The organism is Haladaptatus halobius (assembly GCF_020618475.1).
GTDB lineage: Archaea > Halobacteriota > Halobacteria > Halobacteriales > Haladaptataceae > Haladaptatus > Haladaptatus halobius.
The window spans coordinates 424781-438319 of record NZ_CP085336.1 but is presented as its reverse complement, the minus strand read 5'-3'; the positions used below and the strand labels follow the sequence as shown (position 1 = coordinate 438319).

Annotated in this window: 18 protein-coding genes and 1 pseudogene; 13 read left to right on the top strand and 6 right to left on the bottom strand. The window is 54.2% G+C overall.

Translation table 11 applies throughout. From position 1 onward, the window contains the following. Nucleotides 1-9: 9 nt before the first annotated feature. From LIW51_RS19005 to LIW51_RS18990, 4 genes and pseudogenes are all read left to right on the top strand, one after another. Nucleotides 10-387 carry a 6-pyruvoyl trahydropterin synthase family protein gene (locus tag LIW51_RS19005; protein ID WP_227378277.1) on the top strand — a complete coding sequence of 126 codons (378 nt, stop codon included), beginning with the start codon at nt 10-12 and terminating at the stop codon, nt 385-387. Then, nucleotides 384-1466: a glycosyltransferase family 4 protein gene (locus LIW51_RS19000; RefSeq protein WP_227378020.1), complete on the top strand. Its 1083-nt coding sequence runs from the start codon at nt 384-386 to the stop codon at nt 1464-1466. Before LIW51_RS19005 ends, LIW51_RS19000 begins: the two co-directional genes overlap by 4 nt. A 45-nt stretch (nt 1467-1511) precedes the next feature. Further along, nucleotides 1512-1811: pseudogene (locus LIW51_RS18995) on the top strand (transposase); the annotation flags it as partial. Between the two features lie 335 nt (nt 1812-2146). Next, the gene (locus tag LIW51_RS18990; protein WP_227378019.1) at nt 2147-2713 is read left to right on the top strand and encodes an FAD-dependent oxidoreductase; all 567 of its coding nucleotides are present in this window, start codon (nt 2147-2149) and stop codon (nt 2711-2713) included. A 10-nt stretch (nt 2714-2723) separates the two neighbouring features. Here the strand turns inward: LIW51_RS18990 and LIW51_RS18985 are convergent, their stop codons facing one another. Further along, nucleotides 2724-3071 (bottom strand): hypothetical protein, encoded by a 348-nt coding sequence (locus LIW51_RS18985; RefSeq protein WP_227378018.1) that lies wholly within the window; start codon nt 3069-3071, stop codon nt 2724-2726. 254 nt (nt 3072-3325) lie between these two features. Between LIW51_RS18985 and LIW51_RS18980 the strand changes: the two genes are divergently transcribed. From LIW51_RS18980 to LIW51_RS18960, 5 genes are all read left to right on the top strand, one after another. After that, complete coding sequence (locus tag LIW51_RS18980) at nt 3326-4489, top strand: YeeE/YedE family protein (RefSeq protein ID WP_227378017.1); 1164 nt, start codon at nt 3326-3328, stop codon at nt 4487-4489. A gap of 42 nt (nt 4490-4531) precedes the next feature. Further along, nucleotides 4532-4831, top strand: a complete 300-nt coding sequence (locus tag LIW51_RS18975) for a sulfurtransferase TusA family protein (protein ID WP_227378016.1) — start codon at nt 4532-4534, stop codon at nt 4829-4831. After that, the gene (locus LIW51_RS18970) at nt 4828-5160 is read left to right on the top strand and encodes a rhodanese-like domain-containing protein (protein ID WP_227378015.1); all 333 of its coding nucleotides are present in this window, start codon (nt 4828-4830) and stop codon (nt 5158-5160) included. The genes LIW51_RS18975 and LIW51_RS18970 overlap by 4 nt, the downstream gene beginning before the upstream one ends. Nucleotides 5161-5331: 171 nt before the next feature. Next, nucleotides 5332-5562: a DUF8007 family protein gene (locus LIW51_RS18965; RefSeq protein WP_497007400.1), complete on the top strand. Its 231-nt coding sequence runs from the start codon at nt 5332-5334 to the stop codon at nt 5560-5562. Nucleotides 5563-5710: 148 nt separating this feature from the next. Continuing rightward, on the top strand, nt 5711-6067 hold the full coding sequence (locus tag LIW51_RS18960; protein WP_227378013.1) for a helix-turn-helix domain-containing protein: 357 nt from the start codon (nt 5711-5713) through the stop codon (nt 6065-6067). A 535-nt stretch (nt 6068-6602) separates the two neighbouring features. On the opposite strand, the gene LIW51_RS18955 is transcribed toward LIW51_RS18960, so the two are convergent. Next, entirely contained in the window at nt 6603-7967 is a 1365-nt protein-coding gene (locus LIW51_RS18955) for a dihydrolipoyl dehydrogenase (protein WP_227378012.1), read from the bottom strand. A gap of 117 nt (nt 7968-8084) precedes the next feature. Between LIW51_RS18955 and LIW51_RS18950 the strand changes: the two genes are divergently transcribed. After that, on the top strand, nt 8085-8183 hold the full coding sequence (locus tag LIW51_RS18950) for a C2H2-type zinc finger protein (protein ID WP_227378011.1): 99 nt from the start codon (nt 8085-8087) through the stop codon (nt 8181-8183). 276 nt (nt 8184-8459) lie between these two features. Then, nucleotides 8460-8909 carry an OsmC family protein gene (locus LIW51_RS18945; protein WP_227378010.1) on the top strand — a complete coding sequence of 150 codons (450 nt, stop codon included), beginning with the start codon at nt 8460-8462 and terminating at the stop codon, nt 8907-8909. Between the two features lie 62 nt (nt 8910-8971). Here LIW51_RS18945 and LIW51_RS18940 read toward each other — a convergent pair whose 3' ends face one another. The 4 genes from LIW51_RS18940 to LIW51_RS18925 all read right to left on the bottom strand — a co-directional run bounded on the left by LIW51_RS18940 (nt 8972) and on the right by LIW51_RS18925 (nt 12121). Continuing rightward, the gene (locus tag LIW51_RS18940; RefSeq protein WP_227378009.1) at nt 8972-9856 is read right to left on the bottom strand and encodes a halocarboxylic acid dehydrogenase DehI family protein; all 885 of its coding nucleotides are present in this window, start codon (nt 9854-9856) and stop codon (nt 8972-8974) included. A 150-nt stretch (nt 9857-10006) separates the two neighbouring features. Next, nucleotides 10007-10600, bottom strand: a complete 594-nt coding sequence (locus LIW51_RS18935; RefSeq protein WP_227378008.1) for a hypothetical protein — start codon at nt 10598-10600, stop codon at nt 10007-10009. Then, nucleotides 10597-11538 (bottom strand): DUF3179 domain-containing protein, encoded by a 942-nt coding sequence (locus tag LIW51_RS18930; protein WP_227378007.1) that lies wholly within the window; start codon nt 11536-11538, stop codon nt 10597-10599. The genes LIW51_RS18935 and LIW51_RS18930 overlap by 4 nt, the downstream gene beginning before the upstream one ends. A 298-nt stretch (nt 11539-11836) precedes the next feature. Further along, on the bottom strand, nt 11837-12121 hold the full coding sequence (locus tag LIW51_RS18925; RefSeq protein WP_227378006.1) for a thioredoxin family protein: 285 nt from the start codon (nt 12119-12121) through the stop codon (nt 11837-11839). 312 nt (nt 12122-12433) lie between these two features. Here LIW51_RS18925 and LIW51_RS18920 point away from each other — a divergent pair, with 312 nt between their 5' ends. Together LIW51_RS18920 and LIW51_RS18915 are read left to right on the top strand one after the other, a co-directional pair. After that, the gene (locus LIW51_RS18920) at nt 12434-12925 is read left to right on the top strand and encodes a histidine kinase (protein ID WP_227378005.1); all 492 of its coding nucleotides are present in this window, start codon (nt 12434-12436) and stop codon (nt 12923-12925) included. Nucleotides 12926-13168: 243 nt separating this feature from the next. Then, on the top strand, nt 13169-13522 hold the full coding sequence (locus LIW51_RS18915) for a DsrE family protein (protein ID WP_227378004.1): 354 nt from the start codon (nt 13169-13171) through the stop codon (nt 13520-13522). The last annotated feature ends 17 nt before the right edge of the window (nt 13523-13539 follow it).

Below are 13539 nucleotides of genomic sequence, written 5' to 3'. Positions count from 1 at the left end.
TCAGAAGTGATGTACACGGTCACCGTCTCGCGGGAGTTCGTCGCCCAACACTTCCTCACGGTACCGGAGGCTGGACCGGAAGGGGAGTGGCACTCTCACCGATACAAACTGGAACTCCAGCTTCGCGGTGAGACCCTGAACGAGTACGGATATCTCGTCGATATCGACGACGTAACGGGGGCGCTCGACCGCGCTATCGATCGATATCAGGACGAGACGCTGAACGACCTATCAGAATTCGAGGGGCTGAATCCGAGCCTGGAACACTTCGCCCGAATCCTCTGTGACCGACTGCTCGATGATGTCGAGGCACCCGAGATAGATTCGGCGACGGTCAAACTCTGGGAAGACGAGACCGCCTGGGCGGCGTACGAGCGGGCGGCATGATGCACGTCGGGCTCGTCATTTATGGCGACCTCGGAAACACCTCCGGGGGGTTCCTGTACGATCGCGAGATCGTAGAGTACTTGCGCGAACGGGGCGACGACGTTGAGGTAATCTCTCTCCCGTGGCGAACGTATCGGCACCACCTCCGGGATAATCTCTCACCTGACGTGTATCGCCAACTCCGGGGGCCGTACGACGTCCTCCTCCAGGACGAACTCTGTCATCCGTCGCTGCTCCTGCCAAACCGGCGACTCGATCAGGACTACCCGACCGTCTCGATCGTCCACTCTGCGAAGGCAGCCGAGACGCGCTCATCCTCATGGAACTGGCTTTTTCAGGAAATCGAGCGACAATACCTACGCACTGTCGACGGCATCGTCTATAACAGTCGAGCTACGGCAGAGACGGTCGGGCGTCTCGTCGACGCACCGGGAATTATCGTTCCGCCGGGCCGCGGGCACTGCTTGCCGTCCGTCACAGCTGACGAAATCGCCGCTCGGGCATACGAGACGCCCATCCGAATCGTATTCGTAGGCAACCTCATTCCTCGGAAAGGCGTCGACATCCTCGTCGACGGCCTCGCTCGCCTCCCGACCAGAGAGTGGCGGCTCACGGTCATCGGAAGTTTAGAGTCGGATCGCCGGTACGTCGCGTGGCTCCGCCAGCTGATCGAACAATTCGGCCTCGAGGAGGCGGTGACGCTAACTGGTCGGCTGCCCGACCCAGAGCTCGCCGACCACCTCCGACGACACCACCTTCTCGCCATGCCGTCGACGTACGAGGCGTTCGGCATCGTGTACCTAGAGGGAATGGGCTTCGGGCTTCCCGCACTCGCAACGACCGCCGGGGGCGCCGACGAGATCGTCTCGGACGGTGAGAACGGCTTTCTGGTGCCGCCGAACGATCCGCGGGCGATCGCGGAGCGTCTGGAACCCGTGCTTGACGATCGTGACCGCCTCCGCGAGATGAGTTTGGCTGCACGAGAGACCTACGAGATGCACCACTCTTGGACGGAAACCGGGAGCCGGATTCGCGACTTCCTCCAGCGGCTCGCGGGACAAAAGGGTGACCAGCCCTGACCATTCGAGGAGGACGCGGCGTACACAACCGGCTGCCAAGGCGGGGATCACCGGCAGTATTCGGTGTTCATGTGCAATCGCGGCACGGGACTTCTGAGCGAATATGGGTACAGGTGGGAGATCGAGAGTGGATACCGGAGCATCAAACGGTTCATGGCGGCGACGACCTCGAAGAACTTCGTACTCCGGTTCTTCTACTTCGTGTTTGCGTGTCTCCTGTACTCAATCTGGCGAGCAGTGGATCTTCTAGTCCAGGTCGAGCTGACAGGCGAGTACGAGCACGCACCGATTGTGACTGCGGACAATATGCTCACGCTGTTAAAGAAGGAGACTGGAATCGGGTAATCGACCGGTCCCAGACAGGGGTAGTGGGAGGCGGTTAGCGGCAGCGCTGGTCGGGGTTCTTTAAATATGCAATTCTGGCTACGCAGCTAACTAGAGTTGGTGTCGCAGCCCCAGTTTGAAGCGGGTCGAGTTCGCTGGTTCGGTTGAAATCGTGCATTCTGGCGATCCTATTGCCCGTGTAGTCTCAACTCCCCTAGAGTAAGACGAAAAAACCGTTGTTCGGAAGATGCAGTGTACAATACTGGTTCGTCCAGTTTCCAACAACAATTCTCCACCGCTCGGCGTCGTTCTCGCTGGCAAGTACTCATTTATATTGCGAGTGAGTACGAAAAAGTATGGTCGACGTTATTGTTGTCGGCGGTGGCCCCGCCGGCATGAGTGCTGCACTGTTTACCAGCAAAAACGGTCTCGATACGACAGTGTTCGACACCGATCAGACGTGGATGCATAAGGCTCACCTCTTCAATTTCCTCGGGATTCGAAGCATCGACGGTGACGTGTTCATGCAGCGCGCTCACGAGCAGGCCACCACGGATCACGGTGTCGACCTACACGAGGACGTGGCAGTCTCAGCCGTCGAGAAAAAGGATAACGGATTCACTGTCACTACTGACGAGGACGAGTACGAACCAAACTACGTCATCCTCGCAACCGGCGCAAACCGCGACCTCGCCGAGGAACTCGGCTGTGCATTCACTGACGAGGACGTGGTTGATGTGGACGTGACGATGGAAACGAGCGTCGACAACGCCTATGCAACTGGTGCGATGGTTCGCGCTGAAGAGTGGCAAGCCATCATCTCAGCGGGTGACGGTGCCGCAGCGGCGCTCAATATCCTCACTAAGGAGAAAGGCGAGCACTTCCACGACTTCGATACACCGGCTGACGTTGGTGAGCACTAGCCGGCACTCGCTAAGTAGAGGCGGTAAAAAAACGGACGTGTAGGAGTAACCCAGTAGCGATATGAGAGTTAGTTGGAGTGCTGGCCGACCACGTCCGCGTTTTTTGTTTTGTCGTAATGCTCGGGGACATCATCCCAGTTAACGACATCCCAGAAGTTGTCGAGGTACCTGTTGCGGCCGTCTCATACTGGAGGTAGTAGGTGTGATTGACATACTCCGAGGGTTTGAATGCAAGGTTGCGCTCGACGCCCGTGATGTCATCGTAATCGTTGTTCTCGCGCACCTGTTCGAGCATGTCAAGGGCGGTGTTCGCACCATCGACGTAGCCCTGGTGGTGTTTGTCGTGGAGAAACTCCATAACCTGATCGCCGTCTCCGATAGATTTTTCACTTTAATTGACGCTCCCGTTGGCTCTATTGACGGTCGAACTCCATTAGCAAAAATTGCTGCTATCTGTGTTATCATACTGTATATAGCCAACCGGTAGTATCCCAAATATCAGGGAATAACACATCGCTATCCGAACTCCGACAGTAGACAACTGTCATAGCTGTCGGTGAGAATGGTGTTTAGAGTGACCGATTAAAGGACGAAGTGCGTCTATCAAACTGAATGGTGTCTCAACTGCTAATCGCAGCCGTTGTCGGAATCGGCCTTGGGATCTTCCTCCAGAAAGGCCGGTTCTGCTTCGTCCACGCTTTCCGCGACCTCTTTGCGTTCAAGGACTCACGGGTGACGAAAGGCGTTCTCGCCGCCACGACGATCACGATGCTGTTTTGGAGCATCGCCTACGAACTAGGCTATTACCAGAAGTTTTGGACTCCTGGGTGGGGGCTAACTGGCCTTATCGGCGGGTTCGTCTTCGGCGTTGGGATGACCTACGCTGGCGGGTGCGCCAGTGGTACTCTGTACCGAGCCGGACAGGGCTACCTGCACTTCTGGCTCACTCTCGCCGCCATGGGAGTTGGCTACGCCGTCTTCACGGTGCTGTTTCCAACGCTTCAGACCGTGTATTTCGAGCCACTGACGTTTGGTGAGGGTGTGTCGCTGTTCACCATCTCACCGATTCCGGCACCAGTACTCGCCCTACTCATCACGATCGGCATTGTTCTTGTGTACGCGACAGTCGTTGGACGCGAGCGACAGGGTGCCACCGCTGATCAGGCCGTCGCCGCCGACGGCGGACAACGTGTGTCCGCTCCTGTCGCGGGCTTCCAATCGCTTGTCCACGGAACCAAGCAGTATGTCCATGGCTTCTCGGAAATAGACGACTGGGTCGCCGCGTCGAAGCGGCCGTGGAACCCAATCACCGCTGCACTCGGTATCAGTGTCCTTGCGCTCCTCTGGTTCACACAGGTCTTCATCGTCGGTATCACCGGCCCGGAAGCCCGCTGGGCCGGCTACCTGCTTCAGCAGGTTGGTCTCGACAGCGGTTCATACGCCTATTGGGGCTCAGTGCTGTTCAAGGGCAAAGGCGTGCGAGTCACTGCCGACATGATGATGATTACCGCGGTCATCGTCGGCGCGTTCATCGCCGCTTTCTGGAGCGGCGACTTCTCAATCCGCGTCCCCAAGCGTAAGCGCATCCCCAACGCCGTCGGCGGTGGGTTCCTGATGGGTGCTGGGTCGCGCCTTGCCCCAGGGTGTAACATTGGGAATATCTACTCCGGCCTCGCTGAACTATCGATCCACTCGTTCATCGCGACCGTCGGCATTGTTGCTGGCGTGTACGTCATGACTCACTGGATCTACCGCGATGTCGGCTGTGCTGTGTAACGTATAGCGCGACAACCAATCAGTTAAGAAACATACAAAATCATGAGTGGACCATCACTGGACGACGTGACGGATAGCCCAGATGAACTAGATGACGAAACTGCAACGCAGTTGGTCGAAGAAGCCGAGGTGGTGCAGGACATGACCGGCGAGGTCTGTCCGTATCCACAGATCGAGGCCAAGAAGGCAATTCAGCAGTTAAACGAGGGGGAGTTGCTCGTACAGGAGACCGACCACGTCCCCTCGACCGAGAACGTTCCGCGAGCGGTCGGCGATGCGGCCGAGGCAAAAGTATGGCGTAGCGGGAACGGACTCTATCGAATCTTCCTTTGGAAACAATGACTGCGACAAAAATCGACCCAGACGACGTCGACCCAGCGACCGCGGACGTGATCGACATTAGAGACGCGGACAACTTCAAAGAGGGGCATATCCCCGGAGCGGAGAACATCCCATTAGATGACCTCGAGGATGTCGTTGACGAACGAGAATGGGGCGATGAGGTCGTGGTTGCCTGTTACGTTGGCCAGACGTCCCAACAGGCGGCCCGCCTCATCGATGCGTACGCCGACGATGCGACAGTCGCAAGCATGTCGGGTGGGTACGAGCGCTGGGACGGCCCACTCCATCACCTAGGTAGTCGACCTCACTCCCTCACAGATGATGATTGAGTCTTCAAAAAAGAAGTGAGTCCTATCCCTGCAAAACGCAGTTTTAAGGTGCAGGTTGCCAACAAGATAACGTAGAGAGAACGAACATTAGCTTGCGTAAATATAGACAAGGGTGTGTTGACACTTGGCAGAAGTTATTAGGTGATTCTCCCCCAACCGTTCAGTAGAACCATGGGTGTCAAGGGCAAAGTTGAGGCCTGCGGCCGCTGTGCCATGACGTCAGTCGTCGATGCAGTTGGCGACGATGAGGGTGATGATGGCGGCGGGAGGAACCCCTTCGACGGCGACAGCATCGAAGTGTCGGAGGATCAGCTCCGCGCCGTCTCACGCCATGTTATCGTGCTTGGAACCGTCAAGGAGCGGCTCAACAAGTGGGCGACAGGCCTGACATACGATCGCTGAGCCACTCGCCAGACAATTCACTGCGTTTTAGACTTCGTTTCGAAAACAGGACGCTAGCCGGATGATTTTCTACGTTAGAGTCCATATATCTGATGTGCCTCCTTCAGCATCCGATACAAACCCGGATCCCGAACGGTTCCGAGAACTAATGCTTACGGACGAACCGGACTTTGAGGACTTGCTGGAATGTGTATTTGGTATAACCGAACCCGTTGCAGAGGTGTACCACCACCTCCTTGAACAGGAGGAATGTACGGCGAAGGAGTTAGCTCAAATGTTGGAGTGTGATCAGAGTAGCGTCAATCGGAAGCTCAATACCCTCCAAGAGCAGGGACTTGTCACTCGGCGTCGAAATCTCTTGAGCGTGGGCGGGTTTGCCTACAAGTACGAACCTATTTCGCTCCAGCAGGTGCAAGAACTCATGCACGAGACACTCGACGAGTGGGCAACATTCATGCACCGGCAAATCGATGGCGTCGAGGATACCCTGGAACCGCTGAGGTAAATTCCCCACCTACGCACTTCGCGTGTTGAGAACAGGGCTTAGTGCCTGCAATTCAGCTAACACAGGTCGCGGTGATGCAGTTAGACTTGCCTTTAGTTCAACAGGCACACCCCGTCGAGGATGGCGAGCGTTCAAATTCCATTTCGGTGCTACACACTGGACAATTAGGCGGGTCGTCACCCACTACATCCACGTCACGGGTGCGTTCATTGCAATCGTGACACCAATACGCTCCTTTCGATCCATCGCTCATTCCGCCGCTGCGGTTCGCCGATTCGGTCGAAGCCACAAATATTTCTTTCACCGTGCTAAAGACACCCATGATGGCTGTTACTTCCCAATTGGATAAAAAGGCTCGGCGTGTTTGCGATCACGTTGCATAACCACTACCAATGGACTGTGAACATGCGGGGAAAGTACTCATCTGATGTTTTTCAGAAGATCGATCAAGTAAACCATGGGATTCTTGCTTCACTCTTTATGATATAAATCGGATTCTATTTGGGTATTTGTGCTAAAATCTCTACTGTAGAAATCACACATCCTTGAATGCTCGCTCGACGACTTCGTTGAGCGCAGGATGGATATGAATCGAGTCCGTAATCTCTGACACTGTACCCGTACCGCTTGTCACCGCAGTCACGACTTCGTGAATAAGCGTTGAGGCATCTGGGCCGAGAATATGGCAGCCTAAGATTCGTTTGTCGTTTGGCTCCGCGAGTACTTTCACGAAGCCAGCTTCGTCTTTGAGTGCAATTCCCATCGCCGTATTGCTATACTCGTATGTTCCCACGACATACTCGCGACCGTTCTCGGCTAGTTCTTGCTCCGTTTGTCCCATGCTTGCGACTTGGGGAGAGGAGAACACGGCGCGCGACATCCCCGTATAATCAACCTCCTGCTGGCGGTCGTGAACTGCGTTTTTGTACACGTACTCCGCCTCGTGGAGTGCCGAGTGCCAGAACATATAGTTACCGACGATATCACCCATCGCCCAGACGTTGTCCGCAGTGGTTTCTAGATAGTCGTTCGCTTCAATGAAGCCGTCATCATCCGTCGCTATTCCGGCTTTTTCGACTTGGAGAACATCCGAATTGGGTTTTCGACCTGTAGCTACCAGTAGCTGGTCACCAGTTACCGCTAGTTGGTCACCATCATCGGTCTCGGCTTGAACCGTAAATTCGTCGTCGTCCTCGAAAACTGACGTGGCTTCGTAGCCAGTGTGGACATCGTATCGTTGCGAGAAATATTCAGTAAACGTTTGGCGGATATCGGTGTCTTCCCGTGAGAGGAGCGTCTCACTTCGACCGATAATCGTCACGTCCGACCCAAGGGTACCGTAGGCATGGCCAATCTCGGCGGCGATGTACCCACCGCCGATAATGATGAGGTGCTCGGGACGCTCGTCCAGGCGTAGCACCTCGTCGCTTGTCATGTAGTTCACATCCTCGATACCGTCAATTGAATTCGGAATAATCGGTCGTGCGCCTGCGGCGACGACAATCTTCTCGCCGGTGATTTGTTCATCGTCGACTTGCAGGGTTCGTTCATCGACGAACTGCCCCTCTGCCTTGTAGAGCATGAGGTTCTCCGCGTCTTGCATCGAATTTTCCATCTGCTCGGCCTTCTCGTCGAATGGCTTATTGCTCTCGGAGATAATCGTTGAGAAATCGATATTCGTGACTTCGGCATCAATACCGAATTGTTCTGCTTGCCGAATCTGTTCAATCACATCTGCTCGATGAATTAGAGTCTTTGATGGATCACACCCTCGAGTGAGACACGTTCCGCCGAGCGGCCCCTTCTCCACGAGTGCAACGTCTAATTCGCTTCTCGCTGCAGCCGATGCGACGTTGTTGCCGGTACCTCCACCGATTACGATGAGTTCAAAATTGGTCATGTGTCTCCCCACCTGCCTACCGCGACATGAGACATTATCAAAAAGGTATCCCGGTAATGCATTCACATTGCATACGAACCAAGCAGTTAACTCTCACCCTGTTGTGCCTGTATGGGTATGGCAAACGAACACGAATGCGATATCTGTGGCGCATCGTTCAATTCGGAAGAAGAACTTAGAGAGCACGCAGAGGAGGAACACGGACAGGAAATATAGCAGAATCAGTCGAAGTTGTTTGTGGCACGATTTTCTCAGCCGGTGAGTTCAATCAGTCTCTTTCCTACGGTTACGTAGATTCCATCGAATAGTTCACTCCTCCATCGATCGTTTGCTCGTGTTGATGTTCTCAGTGAGGGCCCGCGTTCTTCGGGGCTAGTCGGGGATTCTGCGAGCGCCGATTAAATGAATCCGTCTGATGATATGTGGTTCGATTCTCTATCGTGTGAGCGTACTGCCAAACTCTTTACTTGATTTGCACTGTTAGCTGTTACCATGAGCGAGTCCGAAAGCCAGCTCACCGTCGACGTCGAGGCCTACCGCAAAAGTCCGACACGGACGACCGTTGAGGCGCGCGATTTCGAACGGACCGTTGACGAACCAGAGGAGATGGGTGGCGCGAACGAAGGGCCGAATCCTCTCGAATATCTACTAATGGCACAGGCAGGCTGTCTAAACGTCACGGGTCAACAGATCGCCAGTGAGATGGACATCGACATCACTGATCTCGAGATCACCATCGAGGGTGATTTCAACCAAGCGGCGTTCGCAGGAAAGGACGATGATCGAACTGGGCTTCAGGACATCAGTGTGTCGATGGAGGTCGACGCAGACGCTGACGAGGACACCGTCGAGACGTGGGCGAAACGCGTTGAGGAGCGCTGTCCGGTTTCCGATAACATCAAAAACGAAACGGCGGTCGAGTTATCGATTGACCATGCTTGAAGAACCGTCCAGCTCTGGAAGAGGCCTGTAGACCCCGCGAAAAATCGATTCTGTTTTGAAGATTAGGGTATATGTCGGATACCAGTAGAGTTAACGGTTTCGGCGTACAGTGGAAGCGCAGGAATCACGGTCGCGACGGCACCTCGATTAAACTCGTGGAATAACCCTTGCACATCCTCGATGGTCGGTTCATCGAATCCGACTTGGCTGAGCGCTTCGGGGGTCAGCTGTGGCCAGTACGGAAGGGTCTCCACGTACCCCTGGATTCGTTCATTCGCCTCACCACAAGCCCGCTCGAAGGTATCCGATTCAAGTACTGGTTCGATGTCAGACCACATCGATTTGAGTAGCGCTGGCCACTGGGCAAGACACCGGTAGATACTCGGTAGCCCATCGTCGAACCCATGAAACGCCTGAATCCGCGAAATCTCGTCGTCCAACTCGGAGGGGATATCGTCCAATCCGACCATCGTCGGCGAGAGCCCCCGGTCAGCATCCAGCCAATCTGGAAATGGCGCTGTCGCATGCCGACTCGTATTTGGATTCTCGCCGATGGTATTGTTGTGGAGTGCGCGATCCATCACTTCGAATAGAACGGCGAGTCTCGGGGCGACGATATCGAACGTTGCGAGTTGTCCCATAAGTTCACGGTATTCTGACGGCACGACATCTAGCTCCTCGCAACGGTAGGTGGGTAATTCGGCTGATTCTTCGACTGTGGAGAGAATTTCGTCGCGATATTCGACGGAAAATCGGGCGAATCCGCGCGTATCGAAAACGGGTTTCAACTGCCCCCATGCATAACGGAGAAACGTGGGGTAGTTGGCCATTGTTGTTCGGAAAATCCAGTTGATGAATGGTGCCCGGAAAGTTCGTTTGATATCGTCGTAGACCCCACGCTGCCAGTCAGTTGCTTCGATTTCGTGGAGTTGGTCAGTCGTGTCCATGGGTCACCATTGCACGACATGGGACATTAGCGTTAGCCACTATCAGACTCCCTTCTACATCATGTTGGAAATTAAAATCGAATACTGGTCTTTTTGGTGGTACTTAGGAGGGAACAAATTGGCATAGAAATAGAGAAGAATCGTATTTCACTACAGTAGAGTTGGGTCGACTTTCCGTCCGACGAACAGCAGACTCCCTACCAACAACACAACAGCGAGTGGAACGAGAGCTGAGAAGACAGTGAGTAAGACACCGGACGCCTGGATTCCGAGCACGATAAGTAGGACAGGGCCACAGCATGCTGCGCCCGAGAGCAACGCTGGGAACGCAGCGACGATTCCCGATGAAGTGGTTTTGAGTCCGCACGCTTTCGGTTGCGTCCATGCGAGATACGTGACGGACAGATTCAGACCGACGAGAAGTGCTAACCCAAGGCCGAGGAAAACATTCAGTGGTGAGATGAGCAGCGTGATGATCCAGAAATCCAGTCGAGCCACGGGTTCCCATGTGAGAGTTCCGACTGGCTGGTTTGCACGCGCAATTGGATCTTCTACGATGAGCAAGCTAGTCTGTCCATTCCCAGATGCGAGATGCCCGATGGCAAAGAGATATACTGCCAGGTAGCCCATCGTAACAACAGCAAACACCAGTTGACCATCGTGACGGCGTAACGTTGCGTGAACCGCTAATACTGTTCGAGAGATAATTTCTCTAATCGCTTCTTGACGCAACGCAGTCGTCATTCGAACTCCCTCGTCTCCGGATAGAATCCTGCCCACGCAAACCACATCGCATCGAAGGCGTACTCTCGCTCAAGTGGGAGATCATCCGGGGTGTATCTCTGTCCCCTCGAGTCGGTCACTGTACCATCGCGGAGTGTGAATTGTGCGTCATCGGGATTCCAGTAGACGTAGGCTGTATCCAGTGATGGGTTGTGAATTGCGACGAGCGGTGTACCAGCGAGTTCTCCCTCGATGACTCCGCGATCGCGTAGTGACGCCTTGGAAAGTGCGGCTGCACCAGTCGAAGCTCTGGTGCCGATCACGACCGATTTGGAGCCATACCGGTCGTCAGTTCGGAGTGGTGGGAACAGTGGTGACCCTCCTTCGTAGTAGCCGCTCAGTGGAGTGTAGCTCCCATACGGATCGCGATCGTACTCACGGATATACCCGGTGTCTTCGGAAAGTACTTGCGTATTGGGATATGCATCGCGCCAGGAACCCCAGGTTGTCCAGATCAGGCGAAATTCGCGGAGCGATTTGCCCTCGAGTTCGCCAGATATGGCAGTCCCGAGCATCTGTGGCCACCTACTGTCAGTCGCACGATCGTACATCACAAGGTTATCGTTGAGGAGGCGACCGGAAACACCAAACGTCGTCTCCCCGCGTTCGAAGCCCATCGCCGTACCGGTCAGCGGACAGTACGTGACGCTAACGGGAGTCCTATCGAGCGTGTCGTTCGCAATTTCATGCCAGACGAGTATCTTTTGGGGATACGCTTTGACGTCAGCACCCCGAACGACACCGAATACGATATCATCGGCACGGAGCGTTTGGTTGGCTTCCGTTGCTCCAACAAAGGTTGGTTCGTCGACGGAGGGGATGCCGTCTTTTGGTGGGCCGCCGGAGACAATTTCACTGCGGAGCTTTTTGAACGGGTACTGAATTGATAACTGCTTCACTGCGAGTGGGAGACCGTGCTTGCTCGTACTGCCCTCGTTTATCGTGGAAGCCCTCCCCGGTGGTGATTCTGGCGACTGGGGTTTACCGAGGCATCCCCCAAGCGACAGTCCTACCCCTACTCCCACCGCACTGAAAAATTGTCGTCGAGAAAGAGATCTCATAACACCGAGTTGGGCATGCGAATACTTAACACTACCACGGTTGTGCACACAGCCTGCACAGCCTGTCTCAGCCTGTTCATTTGAGCAGTTTGTGGAGAATGTCTTTATCTTGCATTCCAACGACCCGTTCTTTTATCTACCCATCGGGGAAGCTGATGAACGTGGGAATCGACATAACGCCATAGCGCATCGCGATCTGCGGCAGTGCTTCGACATCGGCTTTCGCAACTGTCGTATCACATCCAGCAGCGAGGTCGCTCACTGTCGGTTTCATCATTTTGCATGGTTCACACCAGTCGGCATAGAAGTCGACTATAATCCGCTTGTTGGCTTCGATGAGTTCGTCAAACTGCTGTTCGGTCTTGATGAATTCGAGATGCTGCTCTGGTTCGGGTGCCGTTGAAGACGACTGTTCTGACATCTATTCGGCGATATGCCGTCTGGTGTGTTAACATTTAGCGAACTATTCGGTAAGGGAGTTACGAATTACACACTACAATAGACCTCCACGACTCTCTATCCAGCAAGATCATCGACTATCTCTAAAATCCCAAGAACTCGGTTAAAGTGGTACGATCCGACGTCGATAGTCAAATGGTAACTGGGGAACCGGGATTGATGTGTTGCGCACCGACCGATACTCCGTAGTTACCAGTCCGTAACCCCACTACCATCTAGTTAGCTAATTGTTAACTATTAACACAGCGTAGAAGGACCGGAGGTGTGACCTCAAATGGCCACTGAATACGAAACAAGTGAACGACAATCAGAAGAGAGAGTCAAACGTCGCCCTGCTTGGATTGGCGGTGTAATCGGAGGGCTTGCCGGGGGGGCCGTCATGGGGCTAATGCTCTCAATGATGATGACGCCCGTCATCCAGCAAGCTATCCCCGCGCTTTGGGGACTTGAGGGCATGGGTGCTGGCTGGGTTATCCATCTCATTAACAGTGTAATCTTCGGAGTCATCTTTGCAATGCTGGTAACTCGAACAGGACTTCGTCGGTACGAGCGTAGCGTTGGAAGAAGCACAGTACTCGGACTTGTATATGGTACCGTCATCTGGATCGTCGCGGCCGGATTCGTCATGCCGATCTGGTTGCAAGCCGTTGGATTCCCGATGGTTCCACCTCTGCCAAACTTTGATCCGATGAGTCTCGTCGGCCACTTAGTATTCGGAGGAATACTCGGTATCGTTTATCCCTACGTGAGTGGTTTCTCGGAATAAGGTAGTGACGAACCACAGTACCGTTGTTTTCGGTCGAACCCCCCACGCATTGCGCTAACGAAAGAATTGACCGTCTCGTTCCGACGGTAATGCAATAGTTTGTTCACCTTCGATGAATTCGCTTTTCCTCTTCCTGCGTCGAGAGTAGGCGATCAGCCACTCACGAAAGTTCGTCACTCTACGATACCGGCGCGCACCGCTGCATTCAGCAATGATAATGCTCTTACTGGCAAGGTGCTAGCTATGGCAAAGGCAGCCATTATCATCCTCGCCGGCACGGAATCGCACGCTGATCTCGGGCGCATCACGAATGCACTCCAGACAGCCAAAGAATTCGTCGATGAAGGGGACGATGTAGAGGTGATTTTCGATGGTGCTGGAACGCAATGGGTTGCAGAACTTGAAGACGAAGATCACAAACTGCATAGTCTCTATTCGTCCTTGGATGAGTACGCCAGCGTTTGTGAGTACTGCGCAGGTGCATTTGAGGTAACTGACGCGGCCAAGTCGAGTGACGCTGTCCTACTTGATGAATACGAAGGTCATCCAAGCCTTCACAGCTTGGTTACAGAAGGCTATGAAATCATCACCTTCTAAATGATCAATCCGCCGTA

Coding starts and splice junctions, on each gene's coding strand:
- LIW51_RS18935 (WP_227378008.1), bottom strand. CDS start 10,600: ATGACGACTGCGTTGCGTCAAGAAGCGATTAGAGAAATTATCTCTCGA.
- LIW51_RS18965 (WP_497007400.1), top strand. CDS start 5,332: ATGGGTGTCAAGGGCAAAGTTGAGGCCTGCGGCCGCTGTGCCATGACG.
- LIW51_RS18940 (WP_227378009.1), bottom strand. CDS start 9,856: ATGGACACGACTGACCAACTCCACGAAATCGAAGCAACTGACTGGCAG.
- LIW51_RS18985 (WP_227378018.1), bottom strand. CDS start 3,071: ATGGAGTTTCTCCACGACAAACACCACCAGGGCTACGTCGATGGTGCG.
- LIW51_RS18980 (WP_227378017.1), top strand. CDS start 3,326: ATGGTGTCTCAACTGCTAATCGCAGCCGTTGTCGGAATCGGCCTTGGG.
- LIW51_RS18970 (WP_227378015.1), top strand. CDS start 4,828: ATGACTGCGACAAAAATCGACCCAGACGACGTCGACCCAGCGACCGCG.
- LIW51_RS18920 (WP_227378005.1), top strand. CDS start 12,434: ATGGCCACTGAATACGAAACAAGTGAACGACAATCAGAAGAGAGAGTC.
- LIW51_RS18960 (WP_227378013.1), top strand. CDS start 5,711: ATGCTTACGGACGAACCGGACTTTGAGGACTTGCTGGAATGTGTATTT.
- LIW51_RS19005 (WP_227378277.1), top strand. CDS start 10: ATGTACACGGTCACCGTCTCGCGGGAGTTCGTCGCCCAACACTTCCTC.
- LIW51_RS19000 (WP_227378020.1), top strand. CDS start 384: ATGATGCACGTCGGGCTCGTCATTTATGGCGACCTCGGAAACACCTCC.
- LIW51_RS18950 (WP_227378011.1), top strand. CDS start 8,085: ATGGCAAACGAACACGAATGCGATATCTGTGGCGCATCGTTCAATTCG.
- LIW51_RS18915 (WP_227378004.1), top strand. CDS start 13,169: ATGGCAAAGGCAGCCATTATCATCCTCGCCGGCACGGAATCGCACGCT.
- LIW51_RS18945 (WP_227378010.1), top strand. CDS start 8,460: ATGAGCGAGTCCGAAAGCCAGCTCACCGTCGACGTCGAGGCCTACCGC.
- LIW51_RS18955 (WP_227378012.1), bottom strand. CDS start 7,967: ATGACCAATTTTGAACTCATCGTAATCGGTGGAGGTACCGGCAACAAC.
- LIW51_RS18990 (WP_227378019.1), top strand. CDS start 2,147: ATGGTCGACGTTATTGTTGTCGGCGGTGGCCCCGCCGGCATGAGTGCT.
- LIW51_RS18975 (WP_227378016.1), top strand. CDS start 4,532: ATGAGTGGACCATCACTGGACGACGTGACGGATAGCCCAGATGAACTA.
- LIW51_RS18925 (WP_227378006.1), bottom strand. CDS start 12,121: ATGTCAGAACAGTCGTCTTCAACGGCACCCGAACCAGAGCAGCATCTC.